Raw genomic sequence first — 16,323 nt, 5'->3', positions numbered from 1 at the left:
ACGCACCGACGCCTCGACCGGAGGGCCGATGTCCGACACCGCCCGGCACAGCGAGATCCTCGACCCCGGCACCCCCTTCGTCACGGCCGTCCGCCGCCTCGCGGAGGAGAGCCCCGACGTCGTCGCGCTCACCGACGACCGCGGCTCGCTGACCCGCGGCGAACTCGACCGGCGCAGCAACCGCCTGGCCCGCGCGTACGCGGCGCTCGGCGTCGGCGAAGGCGCGTTCGTGACCGTCGGGCTGCCGTCGGGCAGCGCGTTCATCGAGGCCGTGCTCGCCGTCTGGAAGCTCGGCGCCACACCCCAGCCCGTGTCGTCCCGCCTGCCAGCCCGCGAACTGGCGGCGATCGTCGACGTCGTCCGGCCCGCGCTCGTCGTCGGTCTCGACGCGGGCGCCGGCGCGCCGTCGGTCCCCGTCGGGTTCGAGCCGGACGCCGCGCTGGACGACGGCCCGTTGCCGCTGCTCGTGTCGCGGTGGTGGAAGGCCCCGACCTCCGGCGGCAGCACGGGCGTCCCCAAGGTCATCGTGGGCGACCAGCCCGCGACCGCCGACGCGCTGGTGCCCCTGATGCCGCTCGTCCGGATGCGTCCGGGGAGCACGGTGCTCGTCGCCACGCCGCTCGGGCACAACGCCGGGTTCCTGTGGGCGACGGCCGGGCTGATCACCGGCGGCCACGTGGTGGTCATGCCGCGCTTCGACGCCGAGCGGGCCCTCGACCTCATCGGGCGCCACCGCGTCGAGTGGGCGTGCCTCGTGCCGACGGAACTGCACCGCGTCGCCCGGCTCCCCGAGCGGGTCCGCGCGGCGGCCGACCTGTCCAGCCTCGCCGTGGTGGCGACCGGCGCCGCGCCCTGCCCGCCGTGGCTGCGGACGTTCTGGATCGACTGGATCGGCGCCGACCGGCTCCTGGAGTTCTACGCCGCGACCGAGGGGCAGGCGATCGTCATCACCGACGGCCACGGGTGGCTCTCGCACCCCGGATCTGTCGGGCGGGTGCTCGTCGGCGAGATCGAGGTGCGCGACGAGGACGGCGCGGTCGTGCCGGACGGGACCGTGGGCGAGCTGTGGATGCGCCGCACGGCCGAGAAGTCCGGTCCGTACTTCTACCTCGGCGCGTCACCCCACCGCGACGAGCGGAACTTCGAGACGGTGGGCGACCTCGGGTCGATGCGGGACGGCTGGCTCTACCTGGCCGACCGCAAGGCCGACATGGTCGTCGTCGGCGGCGCCAACGTGTACCCGGCCGAGGTGGAGAGCGCGATCGAGGAGCACCCGCTCGTGGTCTCCAGTTGCGTGGTGGGCGTTCCCGATGACGAGTACGGCAGTGTCCTGCACGCGATCGTGCAGGTCTCGGCCCCGGTGAGCGACGAGGAACTCGTGGCGCACGTGCGTGAACGCCTCGTCCGCTACAAGGTCCCGCGCACCTTCGAGCGCACGGCCGAGCCGCTCCGGGACGACGCCGGGAAGGTCCGCCGCGCCCTCCTGCGCGACCGCGTGCTCGCCGAGCGCGCGACCACCACCGCCGAGCGAAGGCAGATCCCATGACGCACGTGACCACCGAGCACGGCACCGTCGCAGGCGTCGTCGTCGACGGTCTGCACCTCTTCCGCGGGGTGCCCTACGCCGCTCCGCCGTTCGGGCCGCGGCGGTTCCTGCCGCCCCAGGCGCCGGAGAAGTGGGACGGCGTGCGCGACGCGACCCGAGCGGGCGCGCTGGCGCCGCAGCCCATCACGGCCGACGACCCGCTGGCGCCCGTCTTCGCGCCCTCGGACGCGAGCGCGATCGGGGAGGACTGCCTCACACTGGAGGTGTGGACGCCCGATCCGGGGGCTGCGGGTCTGCCGGTGGTCGTGCACATCCACGGCGGCGGGTACCTGACCGGGTCCGGGTCGTTCGCCGGGTACAGCGGCCGGGCGTTCGCCCGTGACGGCGTCGTGCACGTCGGCGTCAACTACCGGGTGGGGATCGACGGCTTCCTGCACCTCGGCGAGGGCCGTGACAACCTCGGGCTGCGGGACCAGCAGGCCGCGCTGGAGTGGGTGCGGCGCAACATCGCGGCCTTCGGCGGCGACCCGGACCGGGTCACGATCATGGGCCAGTCCGGTGGTGCGGTGAGCGTCATGTTCCAGCTCGCGATGCCCGGTTCGGCGGGCCTGTTCTCGCGGGCGATAGCGCAGAGCGGCTGCTCGGTGGCCAGCGTGGACGCGGACGAGGCCACCCGCGTGACCCGCCTCGCCGCCCGCCGCCTCGGGGTCCCCGCGACCCCCGAGGGGTTCGCGGGCGTGTCGCTGGAACGCACCGCCGCCACGTCCCAGTGGCTGATGGTGCGGTTCCTGCTCGGATTCCTGCGCGGCGACCCGCGGTCACTGCTGCTGAGCCCGTTCCGCGCGGTGCACGGCACGGACCTGCTGCCCACGTCACCGCTGGACGCCGCCGCGGGCTCGGACGTGCCCCTGCTGACCGGGACCGTCCGCAACGAGACCGTCGACTTCGTCGCGGCCCTCCGCGCACTACCCGTGATCGGCCCGCTCGCCCTCCGCGGCCTCCGCCGCACGATCGGCCTCGACCGCGCCCTCGCGGACGCCTACCGAACCGGCGGCCGCCACCTCTCGGACCGCGCCGAACTCGCCGAAGCGGCCTGGAGCGACTGGGGTTTCCGCATCCCGACGATCCGCCTGGTCGAGGCCAGGAAGGTACCGTCGTGGCTCTACGAGTTCCGCTGGGAACCACCGACCGCCCGCCGCGGCCAGTCGTCGTTCCACGGCATCGAGATCCCCTTCACCCGCGACGACCTGGCCGTGGTCGACCAACTCCCACCACAGACCCGCACCAGGTTCACCGACGCACCGACCGCCCTCGCGACCGAGATGCACCGCGCGTGGGTCGACTTCGTGACCACCGGCGACCCCGGCTGGCCGACCTACGACACGGGGGAGAGGTCGACGATGGTTTACGACACGCCGTCCGCGGTGGTTCCGGACGCCGCGGGGGTCGAACGGGGGGCGTGGGACGGGCGTCGGTGAGGATGGGTCCACTGTGGACGGACGCTAGTCGTGGCCCCTCTCGTCCGTGCCGTTCCGCGAGGAGTCCTAGGCTGGTCGAATGACGGGAAGCCTGCTCAGTCAGGGAGACAGCGACGACGCGCTTCGCACCCTGAACGATGCCGATCACCATCGGGGCAAGGTCAAGCTGGCCTATCTGGCGCCACCGTGGGACACGAATCGGATGGTCGAGCACGAGGACGTTCCCGGCAAGCCTTCCTGGCTCGGTCTGATGCAGGAACACCTGCGCCTGGTGCGCGACCTGCTCTCCCCTGATGGCTCGGTCTGGGTGCACCTCGACGACAACCGGCTGGCCGACTGCCGTCTGCTGATGAACAAGGTCTACGGCTGGTCGAATTTCGTGGCCACGGTCGTCGTTCAGAACGCCGGCCGTAGGGACTCCCGTTACTTCACCACCAGCCATGACTACCTCCTCGTCTTCGCGAGGGACATTTCGACGTGGCAGTCGAACCCCCTTCCCCGCACAGCCGAGTCGGAGCCGCGATACGGAAACCCCGACAACGACCCCCGCGGGCCGTGGCTGGCGGGTGACCTGTTCTCTCCTGTCCCACGTGAGCACCTGCGTTACGAGGTACGGGGTCCGAGCGGCGCCGCTGTGCGGCCGCCTGCCCACCGATCTTGGCGATTCACCCGGCACCGCTTCGAGGAACTGGACAGCGAAGGACGCATCGCCTGGTCATCCGGCGGCCGTCCCCGGTTGAAGCTCTACCTGTCCGAAGCCCCTGACGAGCTGCCCGGCACGGTGTGGGACCTGGCTGACGGGCACCGTTCGGTTCCGCCGTCCGAACGACTGCTGCGCCGTCTTCTCCCGATCGCGACCAACCCCGGCGACCTCGTGCTCGACTACTTCGGCGACTCGGACACGGCCGCCGCGGTCGCGCACGAGACCGGCCGCCGCTGGGTCGACGGCGGGTCGCACTTCGTCCGTGACCGGCAGGACGAGGTGATCGCCCACGAGAACGTGCGGATTCAGGCCGTCACGTACGGCGAAGACGGGGGGAGTCGTTCCCGCGCTGGACCCGACCGAGGAGGAACGCCGGTCGGCCGAGTTGGCGGTGATCAGCCAGCGTCGCGAACTGCTGAAGGACCTTCGTGAGATCGTCGCCGACAAGAAGACGACGGAAGCCGCGGTTCAGCGGCTGATCGGGCGCAGCCACTGGATCTTCGGTGGTGAGTACACGGAGACGGCCGACCGGCGTGACCTGATGCCCCTCGGGCAGCACGACATCCTTCTGGTGCGCGCTGACCGCAGCGTTCACGTCGTCGAACTCAAGAGGCCCGGAGCCAGGCTGGTCAAGGTGCAAGGCGCGAACCTGGTCATGTCGGCCGACGTGCACGACGCGGTGAGCCAATGCAGGGGCTACGTCCAGATGATGGACGACGCGGGGCCGACGCTGGACAGGATCCACCGCGACGCACTCGGTCAGGACTACGACTACCGCCGTGCCGAGGGCACTGTGGTGATCGGTAATCCCGACCACGTGGAGATATCCGGGGTTGCCGCGGAGACGGTCGCCACGGCCGTCCGCTCCTTCAACGTGGGCCAGAGTCGAATCCGGGTGCTCACCTACCTGGACCTGATCAAGCGCGCGGAAGAAGCGCTCCGCTTCACCGAGGACGAACTTGAGAGCTCCTGAGGCGAGAGGCCGCCACGCGAAACGGCCCAGCGACTCAGGAGTAGGCCACCTGTCCTCTCACCGACCCCCCTCGTCCGTGCCGTTCCCCCTGATGTCGCGGGGTAGGTGACGTGCGCCCGCCACCAGGACGAGGCCTGCCGCGATGGACGCGGTCGGGGCGATCGCGGCGATGGCCGCTTGGGCGCCCCAGAGCGACTCGGCGATCCTGGTGGCGACCGCGCCGCCGAGGCCGCCGACGAACGCCAGGCTGAAGCCCACCAGTGCGAACGCGGTGGCGCGGATCTCGGGCGGGGTGATCGCGGCGACGGTGATGCTCAGCGGGACGATGCCCGCGAACAGCATCCCCTGGGTGAGCGTGCCGATGACCACGAACGTCGCCACGTCGGGGGAGTACGCCTGGAAGGCGAAGCCGATGCCGAGCGCGGCCAGCGCGCCCGCGGCGAGGTGGAGGGCCGTGGTGGGGCTGCGGCGGAACAGGCGGTCGCTGTGGACGCCCGCCAGCGCCGCGCCCACCAGGCCGCCGACCGCGCTGATGGCGAAGATCGTGCTGCGGGCGACCATGCCCTGCCCTAGGCGGTCTTCGAGGATGAAGGTCAGGTGGATCGGCACGGCGACCACGCACAGGCCGAACGCGCCCATCGCGATCAGGACGAAGGTGAACGTGCGGATCTCCCTGAGCCGCGCGAACGCGGCGCGCAGCGGCACGGGGGCGGGGACCGGCCGTGGCGTCTCGCGGTCGAAGCGGCCCCTGGCGGGTTCGCGCAGGCGCAGGGCGGCCACGCCCAGGACCAGGCCCGGCAGGGCGAGGAAGGCGAACGCCCACCTCCACGGTTCGTGCTCGGCGGGAACGGTCGCGGCGAAGACCGCGGCCAGGACGGGACCGGCGACGATGCCCAGCGGTTGGGCGGCGCGGTGGAGGCCGAGCACCCGACCACGGCCGGCCCGCGGGTAGGTGTCGGTCAGGAGCGAGACCTGGATGGGCCCCTCACCCGCCTTGCCGACGCCCGCGACCACGCGGGCCAGCACCAGGTGCCAGAGGTTCTGGACCACGCCCACGAGCGCGGCCGCGAAGGCCCAGGCGAGGGTGTAGGCGCCCGCGATGGTGGTGCGGCGGCGGCGGTCCCCGAGCCAGCCGAGCGGGAGCGCGGCGAGGGCGACCATGATCCCGGCGAGCGCCGCGACGACGGTGATCTCCGTCGACGTGAGGCCGAGCGACTCGCTGATCTCGGGCGCGAAGATGCCGAACACCGCGTTGTCGACGCTGTCGAGCACCTGGAACCCGACGACCACGCCCAACGTCATGCGCCCGCCGACGGACACGACCTCCTTGAACGCCATCTCCGGCGGCGGTGCGGGATCGCTGGTCACGGCACGGTCCTGTTCGGTCATCGGTGTCCCTCCTCGGCGGTGCGCTCCCACGAGGTGGACCCCCGGCGCGCACATCTCTATGCTGACCAACACAGAGATATCATGTCAACATAGAACTGCGGGAAGGGTCGTGCTCATGAGGGACTGGAAGGGGTCGGTCGCCTTCATCACCGGCGGCGGTCAGGGCATCGGGCTGGGGATCGCGCGGGCGTTGGGCAGGCGCGGTGTGCGGCTCGCGCTGGCGGACGTCGACGAGGAGGCGCTCGCGCGGAGCGGGGCCGAGCTGTCGCGGACGACGGTCGTCGAGACCGTCCGGCTTGACGTGCGGGACCGCGCGGCGTTCGCCTCGGCCGCCGACCGGGTCGAGGCGGAACTGGGGCCCGTCGACCTGCTGTTCAACAACGCGGGGTTCGCGCCGTACTCGGCGGTGGCGGACCTGCGGTACGAGCAGTGGGACGTGGCGCTCGGCATCAACCTCGTCGGCGTGGTCAACGGGGTCCAGACGTTCCTGCCCCGCATGGTCGACCGCGGCGAGGGCGGGTACGTGGTGAACACCGCGTCGGGCGCGGGCCTGGTGGCGGGCACCAACGTGCTCTACTCGACGGCCAAGTTCGCGGTGGTCGGGCTGTCGGAGTCGTTGCGGCTGGCGGCGGGCGAGCACGGCATCGACGTGAGCGTGCTGTGCCCCGGCCCCGTCGCCACCGACATCCTGCGCAACTCCCGGTCGGCGGGCGAGGACGTCTCCCCGGACCGGTTCGGGGAAGGAGTCCTCCAGGCCACCGAGGCGTTCCTCAAGGCGGGCACCGGGATCGACGACGTCGGCGAGATGGTCGTCGCCGGGATGGAGGCCCGGTCGCCGTGGATCCACACCGACGCCTCGATGCGGCCTTGGGTGCGGACCCGGATGGAGGCCATCCTCGACTCCATGCCCGAGGCTTCCTGACCCGACGGTGCCGGGTCCGGCGGCCCGGCGCCGTCTCAGGATTCGGGCGGGGTGGTCCAGACCTCGGCCAGGTTCTTCTCGAACAGGGTCGCGACCGACCGCATGGCCTCGTCCAGGTCGAAGCTGTCGGGGTCGATGAGCGCCTGGAGGTGGATGCCGATGAGCGCGCCGTTGAGCGCCACCGCGAACCCGCGCTCCCGCGTCGACGCGGTCTCGGGATCCACGCCTCCGGGCCGTTGCGCGCGCACCCACAGCTCGAGGCCGTCGCGCCGCCGGGCGAGGAACTCCTGGTACCGGCTGTGCACGGTGCCCGTGCTGCTCATGGCCTCGGTCAGCAGCATGAACGTCAGCGCCGAGTTGCCGCTGCGCACCCACGCGGCGTAGTCGTCGAGCAGGTCGGCCAGCGGCGGCAGCGCCGTGTACCGCTCCGGCACCATCACCCGGTCGATCGCGCGTTCGACGACGGCCATCACGAGGCCGTCCTTGTTCTTGAAGTGCCACGGGATCGACCCGCGACTGATGCCCGAGCGCTCGGAGATGTCCACGAACGACGTGCGGTCGAACCCGCGATCCGCGAACAACTCCTCGGCCGCGTCGAGGATGCGGCGACGGCTCTCCTCGCCGATCTCGTCGATCCGGCGCTGACCTCGGGGGCTCACGGTCGTCATCCTAGAGCGGCCCCGCGCTCCGCACGGGCGGCGGTGACCCGCAGGTGGCGTTCAGAACGACCACGACCGTTTCGTGCAAGACACCCCCGCGCGGCCGCCCCCATGCTGGGGGTATGACTGTTGACCTCTCCCGTGCCGCCTCGTTCCTCGCGAGGCACGGTCGTGTGCTCGACCGCCGTCGTTTCGACCTCCTCCTCGGCCGGACCGGACCGGAGGCGGTGTTGGCCGCGGTGGACGGTTATCGCAATGCCGATGGTGGTTACGGCTGGGGGCTGGAGCCGGATTTGCGGGCGGGCGAGAGTCAGCCCGCGGGGGCGTTGCACGCGTTTGAGGTGTTCGAGGACGTCGCGCCGTTGACGACTCCGCGCGCGGTCGAGTTGTGCGATTGGCTCGATTCGGTGACGTTGCCCGACGGCGGGTTGCCGTTCGCGTTGCCGGTCGCCGATCCCGCGGGGTGCGCGACGTTCTGGGCTGGTGCCGATCCGGTGGTGTCGGCGTTGCAGAGCACGGCGTTCGCCGCCGGTGTGGCCCATCGGGTCGCGGTGCACGACGCCGCGGTCGCCGCGCACCCGTGGCTGGCGCGGGCGACCGCGTACTGCCTGGACGCCATCGCCTCGGTGGAGACGCAGCCGCACGCGATCGAGCTGTCGTTCGCCATCCGCTTCCTCGACGCCGCCCACGACCGGCACCCCGAGGCCGCGCCATTGCTGGAGCGGCTCGGGAAGTTCGTGCCGGACACCGGCCTCGTCCCGGTCGAGGGCGGCAGCGAGGGGGAGACCATGCGCGCGCTCAACTTCGCGCCGGTACCGGGCACGCCCGCGAGCGCGTTGCTGCGGCACGGGGTGATCGAGGCCGAGCTGGACCGGCTCGCCGAACGGCAGCTCGACGACGGCGGCTGGGTGGTCGACTTCGCCGCCTTCTCCCCGGCGGCGGAGTTGGAGTGGCGCGGGTACGCCACCGTCCAGGCCGTGCAGACGCTGCACCGGGCCGGTCGCTTGACGACCTGACCGGGCTACAACGCGAAGGAGCCGTACGTCGGCTTGCCGACGGGCCGGTACACGCACGCCACGACGCCGCCGTCGGTGGTGCGCGTGGACACCAGTTCGAGGCCGCTGGGGACGGCGCCGTCGCCGAACAGCCGCTTGCCGGTGCCCAGCACGACGGGGAAGACGGTCAGCCGGTACTCGTCGACGAGGTCGTGCTCGATCAGCGTCTGCGCCAGGTCGAGGCTGCCGATCACCAGCAGCTCGCCGAGGTCGCGCTCCTTCAGCTCCGCGGCGGCGGTGGGCACGTCGGCGCCCAGGAGCGTGCTGTTGTCCCAGTCCGCGGAGCCGAGGGTGCGGGACGCGACGAACTTGGGCGCCTTGTTGAGGACCTCGGCCATGGCGGCGTCGTCGTGGTCGGCGGGCACGTTCGGCCAGTGCGCGGCGAAGATCTCGTACGTCCTGCGGCCCAGCAGCAGACCGCCGAACCCGGTGTGCCACTCGCCGACGATCTCGCCCAACTGCTCGGTGAAGTGCGGCACCTGCCAGCCGCCGTGCTCGAAGCCGCCGTCCCGGTCCTCGTCCGGACCGCCGGGCGCCTGACCGACGCCGTCGAGCGTGAGGAACGTGTTGATCGCGATGGTGCTCAAGGTGACTCCCGTGGTCGGTGGTTCCTTCACCCGTGCGTCGAACGGCGGGGCACCGGATCGACACCGCCGGGAAACTTTTTTCCCGGACGATCGCGCGGCCCGTCGACCAGGGCGCCTAGAGCGCGAGCATCGCCGCGGCGACCTCGTCGGCGGCCGCGTCGGGGATGGTGGTCGAGGCCTGGTCGAGCACGAGCAGTCGGGCGCCGGGGATCTCGCGCGCCAGCGCCTCGCCGTTGCCGACCGGGAAGAACGGGTCCCGACGTCCGTGCACCACGAGTGCGGGCAGCGCGATCCCCGGCAGGCGTTCGCGCCAGCGCGGCGCGCAGTCGAGCCTGGAGAACACCGCGCCCTGGTGGTTGGCCATCGCGACGGCGGGGTCGGTGCTCGGCGCGCGGTCGAAGACGCGCTCGGCGACCGCGCGTGCCGCGGCGGGGTCGTCGCCGAGGATCTCCGCGCTCGCGGCGGCGTACTCCGCCACGGCGCCGCGGTCGGACCAGTCGGGCATCGGGAGGCTGAACAGCCGTTCCAGCGCCGCCCCGTCGTGGTCGGGCAGGTCGTCGTCGACCGGGCCCGGCGCGACGGGCCGCGTCCCGACGAGGGTGAGCGCGGAGAACGCGGCGGGGTGGTCGAGCGCGGCGACCTGGGCGACCATCCCGCCGACACCGATCCCGGCCAGGTGCGCGGGCCGGTCGTCGAGGCCGCCCGCGAGCGCGGCGGCGTCGGCCGCGAGGTCGCGGAGCGTATAGGCGGGCTCGTCGGGGTCGACGGTCGTCGACGTGCCGGAGTCGCGCAGGTCGTAGCGCACGACGTGGCGCCCGCCGCGCGCGAGCGCCTCGCAGAGCGCGTCGGGCCAGGAGAGCATGGTCGTGCCGCCCACCAGCAGGACGAGGGGCTTCGACGCGTCGCCGAAGTGCTCGACCCCCAGCATGACGCCGTCGGGCGTGCGGAACGAGTGCATCGTCGACCTCCGGGACGGGTGCGCGGTCGCGGCACACGTTACGTGGGCCGCGACCGCTACCGCCGGGTGGTCAAGACGCCGTCACGGCGACGTCCGCAGAACGGGGAAGACCTCCGCGGCCCGCGCCGGGAACGCCCTGAGGTAGGCCTGCCACTCGCCCCGGCACCCGTCGCACAGCTCGACCCCACCGAACCGGCCGACGCCCTCCGCCCCGTAGGAGAGGCGGTGGCGGCAGTCGTCGCAGTGCCCCGCGGCGGAACCCTCCAGCAGCTCCACGAGTCCGGGGAACATCAGCTCGTCGCTGCGGGCGGCGAGGGTCGCGTAGCGCGCGTCGCGGACGCTCCGGCCGGTCACGTCGACGCGGTTCCACAGCTTGACGTTCCGCCTGGTCTGGGTGACCACGTGCTCGTCCTCCGGCAGGCCGATCGTCAGGTCCTCCTCGGTGAACCGGTAGCGCCGCATCATCATGTGGATCGGCCCGCCGAAGTAGCGCAGGAAGTTGAGGACGGGTCGGTGCGCGGGGGAGCGCGCCCACGCCGCGTCCAGCGCCCACAGGACTTCCCGGCACCGGCGGTAGCCCTCGTTGCGCAGTTCGTGGCCCACGTAGGCGAAGGTGCTGTTGGTCTCCCCCTCCGCGCGGTGCTTGTAGTAGGCGACCGCGTCGTACAGGGTGTCGCCGAGTTCGGTGAGGACCTCGAACTCCTCCTCGGTGAACCAGGTGTCGTCGTGGTCGTTGCACGCCAGCGCGGCGGCGATGGTGAAGCGGGCGAGTGCGTCGCAGTCGCGCAGGCGGAACCAGTCCCGAGGGGACCTGGCGAGGGCGGTCACGTACCGGTGGAACAGCTCCGAGTCCCGCCGGTCGCTGGACTTGTCCCCGGTGACGAGCAGGAACGCGCGGTACTCGCGGGCCATCTCCCGGTGGCCGGGGGTGCCCTTGAACACGGTGTCCAGCAGGTCGTCGAGGTCGTAGCCCAGCGGGTGGTCGTCGGCCGCCACGTCCACCAGGTGGCCGCGGAACTCCGCGATGATCCCGATCACGATGATCCGGGTGAACGCGAGGTAGCGGTCCCAGTTGGTGAACTGGGGGATCACGCACCGGGTGTACTCCCAGGCGCAGGCGAGGGTCTCGGCGACGACCTCGGGCGGGAGGCCGGAGTCCGCCAGGTCGTCCGCGATGTCCGCGGGGTAGAACCAGGTGTCGGCGCGCACGGTCACGAGGGCACCGCCCGTGACCGCAGGTGCAGGGCGCGAGGTCTGAGCACCAGGCTCGTCGCCGGGCGCGTCCTCGACCGCGGGAGTGGCCGCATCGACCACCTCTGCGTGATGGTGGACAGCATCAACGTGGCTTCGAGCAGCCCGAAGGTGTCGCCGACGCAGCGCCGCGCGCCGCCGCCGAAGGCGAGGAACGCCCCGCGCGGCGGGTCCTCGCCGTCGGACCACCGGTCGGGGACGAAGCTCTCGGGGTTCGGGAAGTGCTCGGCCCGGTGCTGGACCACGTAGGGGCTGTAGGCGACGGTGCTGCCCGCGGGCAGGCGGTGGCCGCCGAGTTCCACGTCCTTGGTGACGAGGCGGGTGAGCAGGAAGACCGGCGGGTACAGCCGGAGCGTCTCCAGGACGACGTGACGCGCCAGGGTGAGCCGCGCCAGGTCGTCCGGCGTGACGTCGCCGCCGGTGAGGACCTCGGCCGCCTCGGCGCGCAGGCGTCGTTCCACGCCGGGGTGCCGCGACACGAGGTGCAGCGCCCAGCCGACCACGTTCGCCGTGGTCTCCGTGCCCGCGAGCAGGAACGTGAGCACCTGGTCGTGGACCTCGTCGTCGGACAGGCCCGGTGTGCCGTCGCCCGGATCGCACGAGGCGAGCAGGCCGGTCAGCAGGTCGGCGTGGTCGCCGCCGCCCGCGCGGTGGTCGGCGATGACGGTGGTGACGACCCGCCGGAGCCGCTCCTGCGCCCTGCGGTAGCGCCGGTTGGCCGGTGTCGGGACCCGGTCCAGGCTCTTGGGGAGCAGCGACCGCCACGCGACCCCGGCGAGGACGACGTTCATGTCGTCGACCACCTCCTCGACGGCCGACGAGGACAGGCCGCCGGGCACCATCGTGCGAGCGGTGACGGACTGCATGTCGGCGAGGACGTCGACGGTCCCGCCGTCCCGCCAGCGCTCCAGCACCTCGTCGAGCCGCGCGCTCATCACCCCGACGTAACCGGGGAGCCGGTCGCGGTGGAACGACGGCTGGACCAGGCGGCGCTGCCTGCGGTGGTCGCGGTGGGCGCAGCTCACCAGGCCGTTGCCGCCGGTCTCCCGGATGCGGTCGAACAGGTAGCCGCCCTTGTCGTACGTGCGGTCGTCCCGCAGCACCTCGTGGCTCAGCTCCGGGCTGGTGACGACCAGCGCCTTCCACGGCCCGACGCGGACCCGCACGAGGTCCCCGTGCGCGGGCAGCCGCCGGAGGAACTCCAGCCTGTCGCGCACCAGCGGGACCAGGTGGCCGATCAGCGGCAGGCCGCCGGGCGCGTTCGCCACGACGGCCGTCATGACCGCTCACCGCGGGCGCTCGGCGGATCGGGGGGTGGCGGTGAGCCTGCGGTCGGCGCGCTCCTGGTCATGGATGGGCATTGTGCTGGCGCTGGGACACCGCGTAGTCACTCCGCGGGGTGTTGCGGGACCTCCTTGCGGCACAACGGTTTCTAGGGGTGGTCAACCGATCGAATTGGTCCACTCGATGACGGCCCGGTGGTAGTCCGGCGCGCCGGCGGAGTAGTTGAGCGAGTGCCCGTAACCGGGGACGACGTGGGTGCGAAGCCGGGCCTCGGGCGCGTAGAACCGGCCCTCCGACAGCCGGAGCGCGTCGTCCGACGAGCAGTCCGCGCCGAGGGGCGGGCCGCAGAAGTTCCCGTCGCCGCCGCCCATGACGAGCATCACCGGCACGGTGATCTGCCGCGACAGCGGGACGAGGCTGCCGACCAGCACCGTGCCCAGCGTCTCGGTCGCCGTGACGACGTCCTTGGTGGCCTCGTCGAAGGCGAGCGCGCCCGGCTCCACCACTCCGGGGGTGTGGAACGACGAGTAGCGGGAACCGGGCGTGGTCGTCAGGTAACCGGGGTTGAGGCCGCGGTCCTTGAGGACGGGGTCGAGCAGCGTCGGGATGAGGGTGGTGAACACGGGCACGGCGCCCGGCAGGTTGATCTGGTGGGAGAGCCCGGTGATCACCACGCCGTCCACGTCGTGGTGCGAGACCGCCTCCACCGTGGCCACCGCCGAGCCGATCGAGTGGCCGACGAGCACCACCCGGTCGAACCGGGGCCGCAACGACCGGACCACGGCGTGCACCGCGTTCGCCTGGGCGGACACGGTGACCAGCGCGCTCAGCGTCCGGGAACTGCGGCCGCTGCCGAGCCGGTCGACGGCGATCGTGGCGATGCCCGCCCTGTTCACGGCCTGCCGGTACGACCGGGTCTCCGGCGCGTAGCCGATGTCCCAGTACGCGCTGGTGTACGTGCCGCCCGGTACCAGTACCTGCACCGTCGTGGCGCCCTCCGGCACGCACAGCCTGCCGTACATCGTCTGCGGCAGCAGGTCGACGGTCACCGGCACGTCGACGTCCTCGCACGTCGTCCGCGGCGACGCGGCGGAGGTGCCGGGTGCGAGACCGACGCCGACGGCGAGCAGCAGAACGGCGCCGAACCGGCGGTAACGCGATAAACCCACGGAAGAACTCCAACTCAGTAGCGGGGGACCGCCGTCATCAGCATGCGGCTGGGGTACGCGGCGGTCGTGAACTTGACCCGGACGGGCTTGCCGGGCACGGGGACCAGCCGCCACCGCGACGCGACGGTGGCCGCGGTGATGAGGATCTCGGCCCGTGCGAACAGGTTCCCGACGCACTGGCGCGAGCCCGCGCCGAACGGGACGAACGCCCCCTTGGGGATCGACGCGGCGCGGTCGGGCGACCAGCGGTCGGGGTCGAAGCGGTGAGGCTCCCCGAACGACGCGGGGTCGTGGTGCAGCGCGTGCGGGCTGAAGATCACCTCGGCGCCCTCCGGCAGCGCCACCCCGCCCAGTTCGACCGGCGCCAGCGCGCGCCGCATCAGGAACCAGACCGGGTACATCCGCAGCACCTCGTCGACGACCTGGTTGAGGTAGACCAGGTTCGCGGCGTCGGCGTAGGTGGGCGTCCGCCCGCCCAGCACCTCGTCCACCTCGGCGTGGACCAGGCGCTCGACCTCCGGGTGCCTGCCGATCTCGTGGAACGTCCAGGCCAGCGCCAGCGCGGTGGTCTCGATGCCGCCGATGAGCAGGGTCATGACCTCGTCGTGGACCTGCTCGTCGGACATCCCCGCGCCGGTGTCGGCGTCCTGGGCCATCAGCAGCATCGACAGCAGGTCGCCCCGGTCGACGCCCTCCTCCCGCCACCCGCGCACGACGTCGAGCACGATCGAGCGCAGGCGTCCGACGGCCCGGTCGAACTCGCGGTTGCCGCGCAGGGGCAGCTTCTCGACGAAGGTGGGCGACAGCGCCCGGACCATGCCCTGCTTGAGCACGGTGAAGATGGACCGGCGCACCTCCTCGACCGCGCGTCGACCGATGTCGGTGGAGAACAGCGCCTCGCCCACGATGGTGACGGCGAGCGCCTGGGTGTCCTCCTCGATCACCCGCACCTGGCCGGGGTGCCACGTCGCCGTCAGGTCGGCCGCCGCGCGGGCCATGGCCCGGCAGTAGAGGGCCACGCGCTCCCCGTGGAACGCGGGCCGCACCATCCGGCGCTGACGGCGGTGAAAAGCGCCGTTCGACGTGGCCAGACCGTTTCCGAAGACCGGTTGGAACTTGTCGAACAATGCGCCCTTCCTGAATGAAGCACCCTTCTGGACCAGCAGTTCGTGGACGACGTGCGGATTCGTCACGAAATAGGTGGGCATCGTTCCGAGATCGATCCGGACGATGTCACCGTGATTCCGCAAATCTGCGGTGAAGTCGTTCCGCCGACGAAGCATCTGCACGGTATGGCCCAGCAGGGGAAGGCGGCCCGGAGCCACCGGGACGGACATATCCGCTCCTCGCCTAAACCTAGTGGATGTGCAACGATAAAAGCCATTCAGGTGAAAGTGGGAGCGTCCGATCAGGTGGTCTCTACCACTCTCCTGGGGCAATAGGATCGGCCTATCGGCCGCTAGGATCATGCCACCCAATCCGAGGAGGGGCAGCGGTGGTCCAACAGGAATGGATTCCGCGGAGCGTTGACGTGTCGGTCCCGAGCATGGCCCGCACCTATGATTTCCTGCTCGGCGGCGCCCACAACTTCGCGGTGGACCGCGAACTCGCGGTGCACGTCTCGCGGGTGATGCCGGACGCGCGTTCGGCGGCGCGCGTGAACAGGGCGTTCCTCGGTCGGGCCGTCCGGTTCATGACCGATCGGGGGGTCAGGCAGTTCCTCGACATCGGGTCCGGGATCCCGACCGTGGCCAACGTGCACGAGGTCGCCCAGGCCGAGTTCCCTGAGAGCCGGGTCGTGTACGTGGACAAGGACCCGGTCGCGGTGGCGCACAGCGAGCTGCTGCTGGCGGACAACGACCGCGCGACCATCGTGCACGCCGACATGCGCGACCCCGAGTCGATCCTGGACCACCCGGAGACCCGCGACCTGCTCGACCTCGACCAGCCCGTCGGCCTGCTGATGCTGATGATGCTGCACTGGGTGCCGGACGCGGACGACCCGTGGGAGCTGACGGCCCGGTACCGCGACGCGCTCGCCCCCGGCAGCCACCTGGCGATCACCCACGTCACCGCGGACGGCCAGGACGAGCGCCTGTCCGAGGTGACGGGCCTGATCGAGGAGAGCCGCAGCGCCGACCGGCTCACCGAACGGCCGCACCACCGGGTGCGGGCGCTGTTCGGCGACTTCGAGCTGGTCGAGCCCGGCCTGGTCGGGTGCGCGGCGTGGCGGCCCGCCGGGCGGGGCGACATCTCCGACACCTCGGAGATGAACACGGTGATCTACGGCGGTGTCGCCCGGAAACCCTGACACCGCCCCGCCCCCGCCGAAGACCGCGGTCGTCGAAC

General features: G+C 71.9%; 15 protein-coding genes. 7 read left to right on the top strand and 8 right to left on the bottom strand.

Going from position 1 to position 16,323, the window contains the following annotated elements:
• The first annotated feature begins 28 nt into the window (after positions 1-28).
• From NZH93_RS03040 to NZH93_RS03025, 4 genes are all read left to right on the top strand, one after another.
• Positions 29-1,546 carry an AMP-binding protein gene (locus tag NZH93_RS03040; RefSeq protein ID WP_259621318.1) on the top strand — a complete coding sequence of 506 codons (1,518 nt, stop codon included), beginning with the start codon at positions 29-31 and terminating at the stop codon, positions 1,544-1,546.
• Positions 1,543-3,024, top strand: coding sequence for a carboxylesterase/lipase family protein (locus NZH93_RS03035; protein WP_259621317.1), 1,482 nt, complete (start codon positions 1,543-1,545; stop codon positions 3,022-3,024). Before NZH93_RS03040 ends, NZH93_RS03035 begins: the two co-directional genes overlap by 4 nt.
• Positions 3,025-3,103: 79 nt before the next feature.
• On the top strand, positions 3,104-4,159 hold the full coding sequence (locus NZH93_RS03030; protein WP_259621316.1) for a site-specific DNA-methyltransferase: 1,056 nt from the start codon (positions 3,104-3,106) through the stop codon (positions 4,157-4,159).
• A complete protein-coding gene (locus NZH93_RS03025; RefSeq protein ID WP_259621315.1) occupies positions 4,119-4,700 on the top strand; it encodes a Shedu anti-phage system protein SduA domain-containing protein in 582 nt (193 codons plus the stop codon). Before NZH93_RS03030 ends, NZH93_RS03025 begins: the two co-directional genes overlap by 41 nt.
• Positions 4,701-4,757: 57 nt before the next feature.
• Here NZH93_RS03025 and NZH93_RS03020 read toward each other — a convergent pair whose 3' ends face one another.
• The gene (locus NZH93_RS03020; RefSeq protein WP_259621314.1) at positions 4,758-6,089 is read right to left on the bottom strand and encodes an MFS transporter; all 1,332 of its coding nucleotides are present in this window, start codon (positions 6,087-6,089) and stop codon (positions 4,758-4,760) included.
• Positions 6,090-6,204: 115 nt separating this feature from the next.
• On the opposite strand from NZH93_RS03020, the gene NZH93_RS03015 reads away from it, so the two are divergent.
• Complete coding sequence (locus tag NZH93_RS03015; RefSeq protein ID WP_259621313.1) at positions 6,205-7,011, top strand: SDR family oxidoreductase; 807 nt, start codon at positions 6,205-6,207, stop codon at positions 7,009-7,011.
• A gap of 35 nt (positions 7,012-7,046) precedes the next feature.
• On the opposite strand, the gene NZH93_RS03010 is transcribed toward NZH93_RS03015, so the two are convergent.
• Entirely contained in the window at positions 7,047-7,670 is a 624-nt protein-coding gene (locus NZH93_RS03010) for a TetR/AcrR family transcriptional regulator (RefSeq protein WP_259621312.1), read from the bottom strand.
• Between the two features lie 122 nt (positions 7,671-7,792).
• Here NZH93_RS03010 and NZH93_RS03005 point away from each other — a divergent pair, with 122 nt between their 5' ends.
• On the top strand, positions 7,793-8,686 hold the full coding sequence (locus NZH93_RS03005) for a hypothetical protein (protein WP_259621311.1): 894 nt from the start codon (positions 7,793-7,795) through the stop codon (positions 8,684-8,686).
• Between the two features lie 5 nt (positions 8,687-8,691).
• Here the strand turns inward: NZH93_RS03005 and NZH93_RS03000 are convergent, their stop codons facing one another.
• The 6 genes from NZH93_RS03000 to NZH93_RS02975 form a co-directional block, all read right to left on the bottom strand.
• Positions 8,692-9,312 (bottom strand): dihydrofolate reductase family protein, encoded by a 621-nt coding sequence (locus NZH93_RS03000; RefSeq protein WP_259621310.1) that lies wholly within the window; start codon positions 9,310-9,312, stop codon positions 8,692-8,694.
• A 115-nt stretch (positions 9,313-9,427) separates the two neighbouring features.
• Positions 9,428-10,270, bottom strand: a complete 843-nt coding sequence (locus NZH93_RS02995) for an alpha/beta fold hydrolase (RefSeq protein ID WP_259621309.1) — start codon at positions 10,268-10,270, stop codon at positions 9,428-9,430.
• An 81-nt stretch (positions 10,271-10,351) separates the two neighbouring features.
• Positions 10,352-11,485 (bottom strand): hypothetical protein, encoded by a 1,134-nt coding sequence (locus NZH93_RS02990; RefSeq protein ID WP_259621308.1) that lies wholly within the window; start codon positions 11,483-11,485, stop codon positions 10,352-10,354.
• Positions 11,482-12,801 carry a cytochrome P450 gene (locus NZH93_RS02985; protein WP_259621307.1) on the bottom strand — a complete coding sequence of 440 codons (1,320 nt, stop codon included), beginning with the start codon at positions 12,799-12,801 and terminating at the stop codon, positions 11,482-11,484. Before NZH93_RS02985 ends, NZH93_RS02990 begins: the two co-directional genes overlap by 4 nt.
• A 162-nt stretch (positions 12,802-12,963) precedes the next feature.
• A complete protein-coding gene (locus NZH93_RS02980; RefSeq protein ID WP_259621306.1) occupies positions 12,964-13,974 on the bottom strand; it encodes an alpha/beta hydrolase in 1,011 nt (336 codons plus the stop codon).
• Between the two features lie 14 nt (positions 13,975-13,988).
• A complete protein-coding gene (locus tag NZH93_RS02975; RefSeq protein WP_259621305.1) occupies positions 13,989-15,311 on the bottom strand; it encodes a cytochrome P450 in 1,323 nt (440 codons plus the stop codon).
• Between the two features lie 176 nt (positions 15,312-15,487).
• Between NZH93_RS02975 and NZH93_RS02970 the strand changes: the two genes are divergently transcribed.
• Positions 15,488-16,285, top strand: coding sequence for an SAM-dependent methyltransferase (locus tag NZH93_RS02970; RefSeq protein WP_259621442.1), 798 nt, complete (start codon positions 15,488-15,490; stop codon positions 16,283-16,285).
• The last annotated feature ends 38 nt before the right edge of the window (positions 16,286-16,323 follow it).

The sequence above is a fragment of the Umezawaea endophytica genome (assembly GCF_025061645.1).
GTDB lineage: Bacteria > Actinomycetota > Actinomycetes > Mycobacteriales > Pseudonocardiaceae > Umezawaea > Umezawaea endophytica.
This window is presented reverse-complemented; position numbering and strand designations above follow the sequence as displayed.

Coding starts and splice junctions, on each gene's coding strand:
- NZH93_RS03040 (WP_259621318.1), top strand. CDS start 29: ATGTCCGACACCGCCCGGCACAGCGAGATCCTCGACCCCGGCACCCCC.
- NZH93_RS03035 (WP_259621317.1), top strand. CDS start 1,543: ATGACGCACGTGACCACCGAGCACGGCACCGTCGCAGGCGTCGTCGTC.
- NZH93_RS03030 (WP_259621316.1), top strand. CDS start 3,104: ATGACGGGAAGCCTGCTCAGTCAGGGAGACAGCGACGACGCGCTTCGC.
- NZH93_RS03020 (WP_259621314.1), bottom strand. CDS start 6,089: ATGACCGAACAGGACCGTGCCGTGACCAGCGATCCCGCACCGCCGCCG.
- NZH93_RS03015 (WP_259621313.1), top strand. CDS start 6,205: ATGAGGGACTGGAAGGGGTCGGTCGCCTTCATCACCGGCGGCGGTCAG.
- NZH93_RS03005 (WP_259621311.1), top strand. CDS start 7,793: ATGACTGTTGACCTCTCCCGTGCCGCCTCGTTCCTCGCGAGGCACGGT.
- NZH93_RS02995 (WP_259621309.1), bottom strand. CDS start 10,270: ATGCACTCGTTCCGCACGCCCGACGGCGTCATGCTGGGGGTCGAGCAC.
- NZH93_RS02985 (WP_259621307.1), bottom strand. CDS start 12,801: ATGACGGCCGTCGTGGCGAACGCGCCCGGCGGCCTGCCGCTGATCGGC.
- NZH93_RS02975 (WP_259621305.1), bottom strand. CDS start 15,311: ATGTCCGTCCCGGTGGCTCCGGGCCGCCTTCCCCTGCTGGGCCATACC.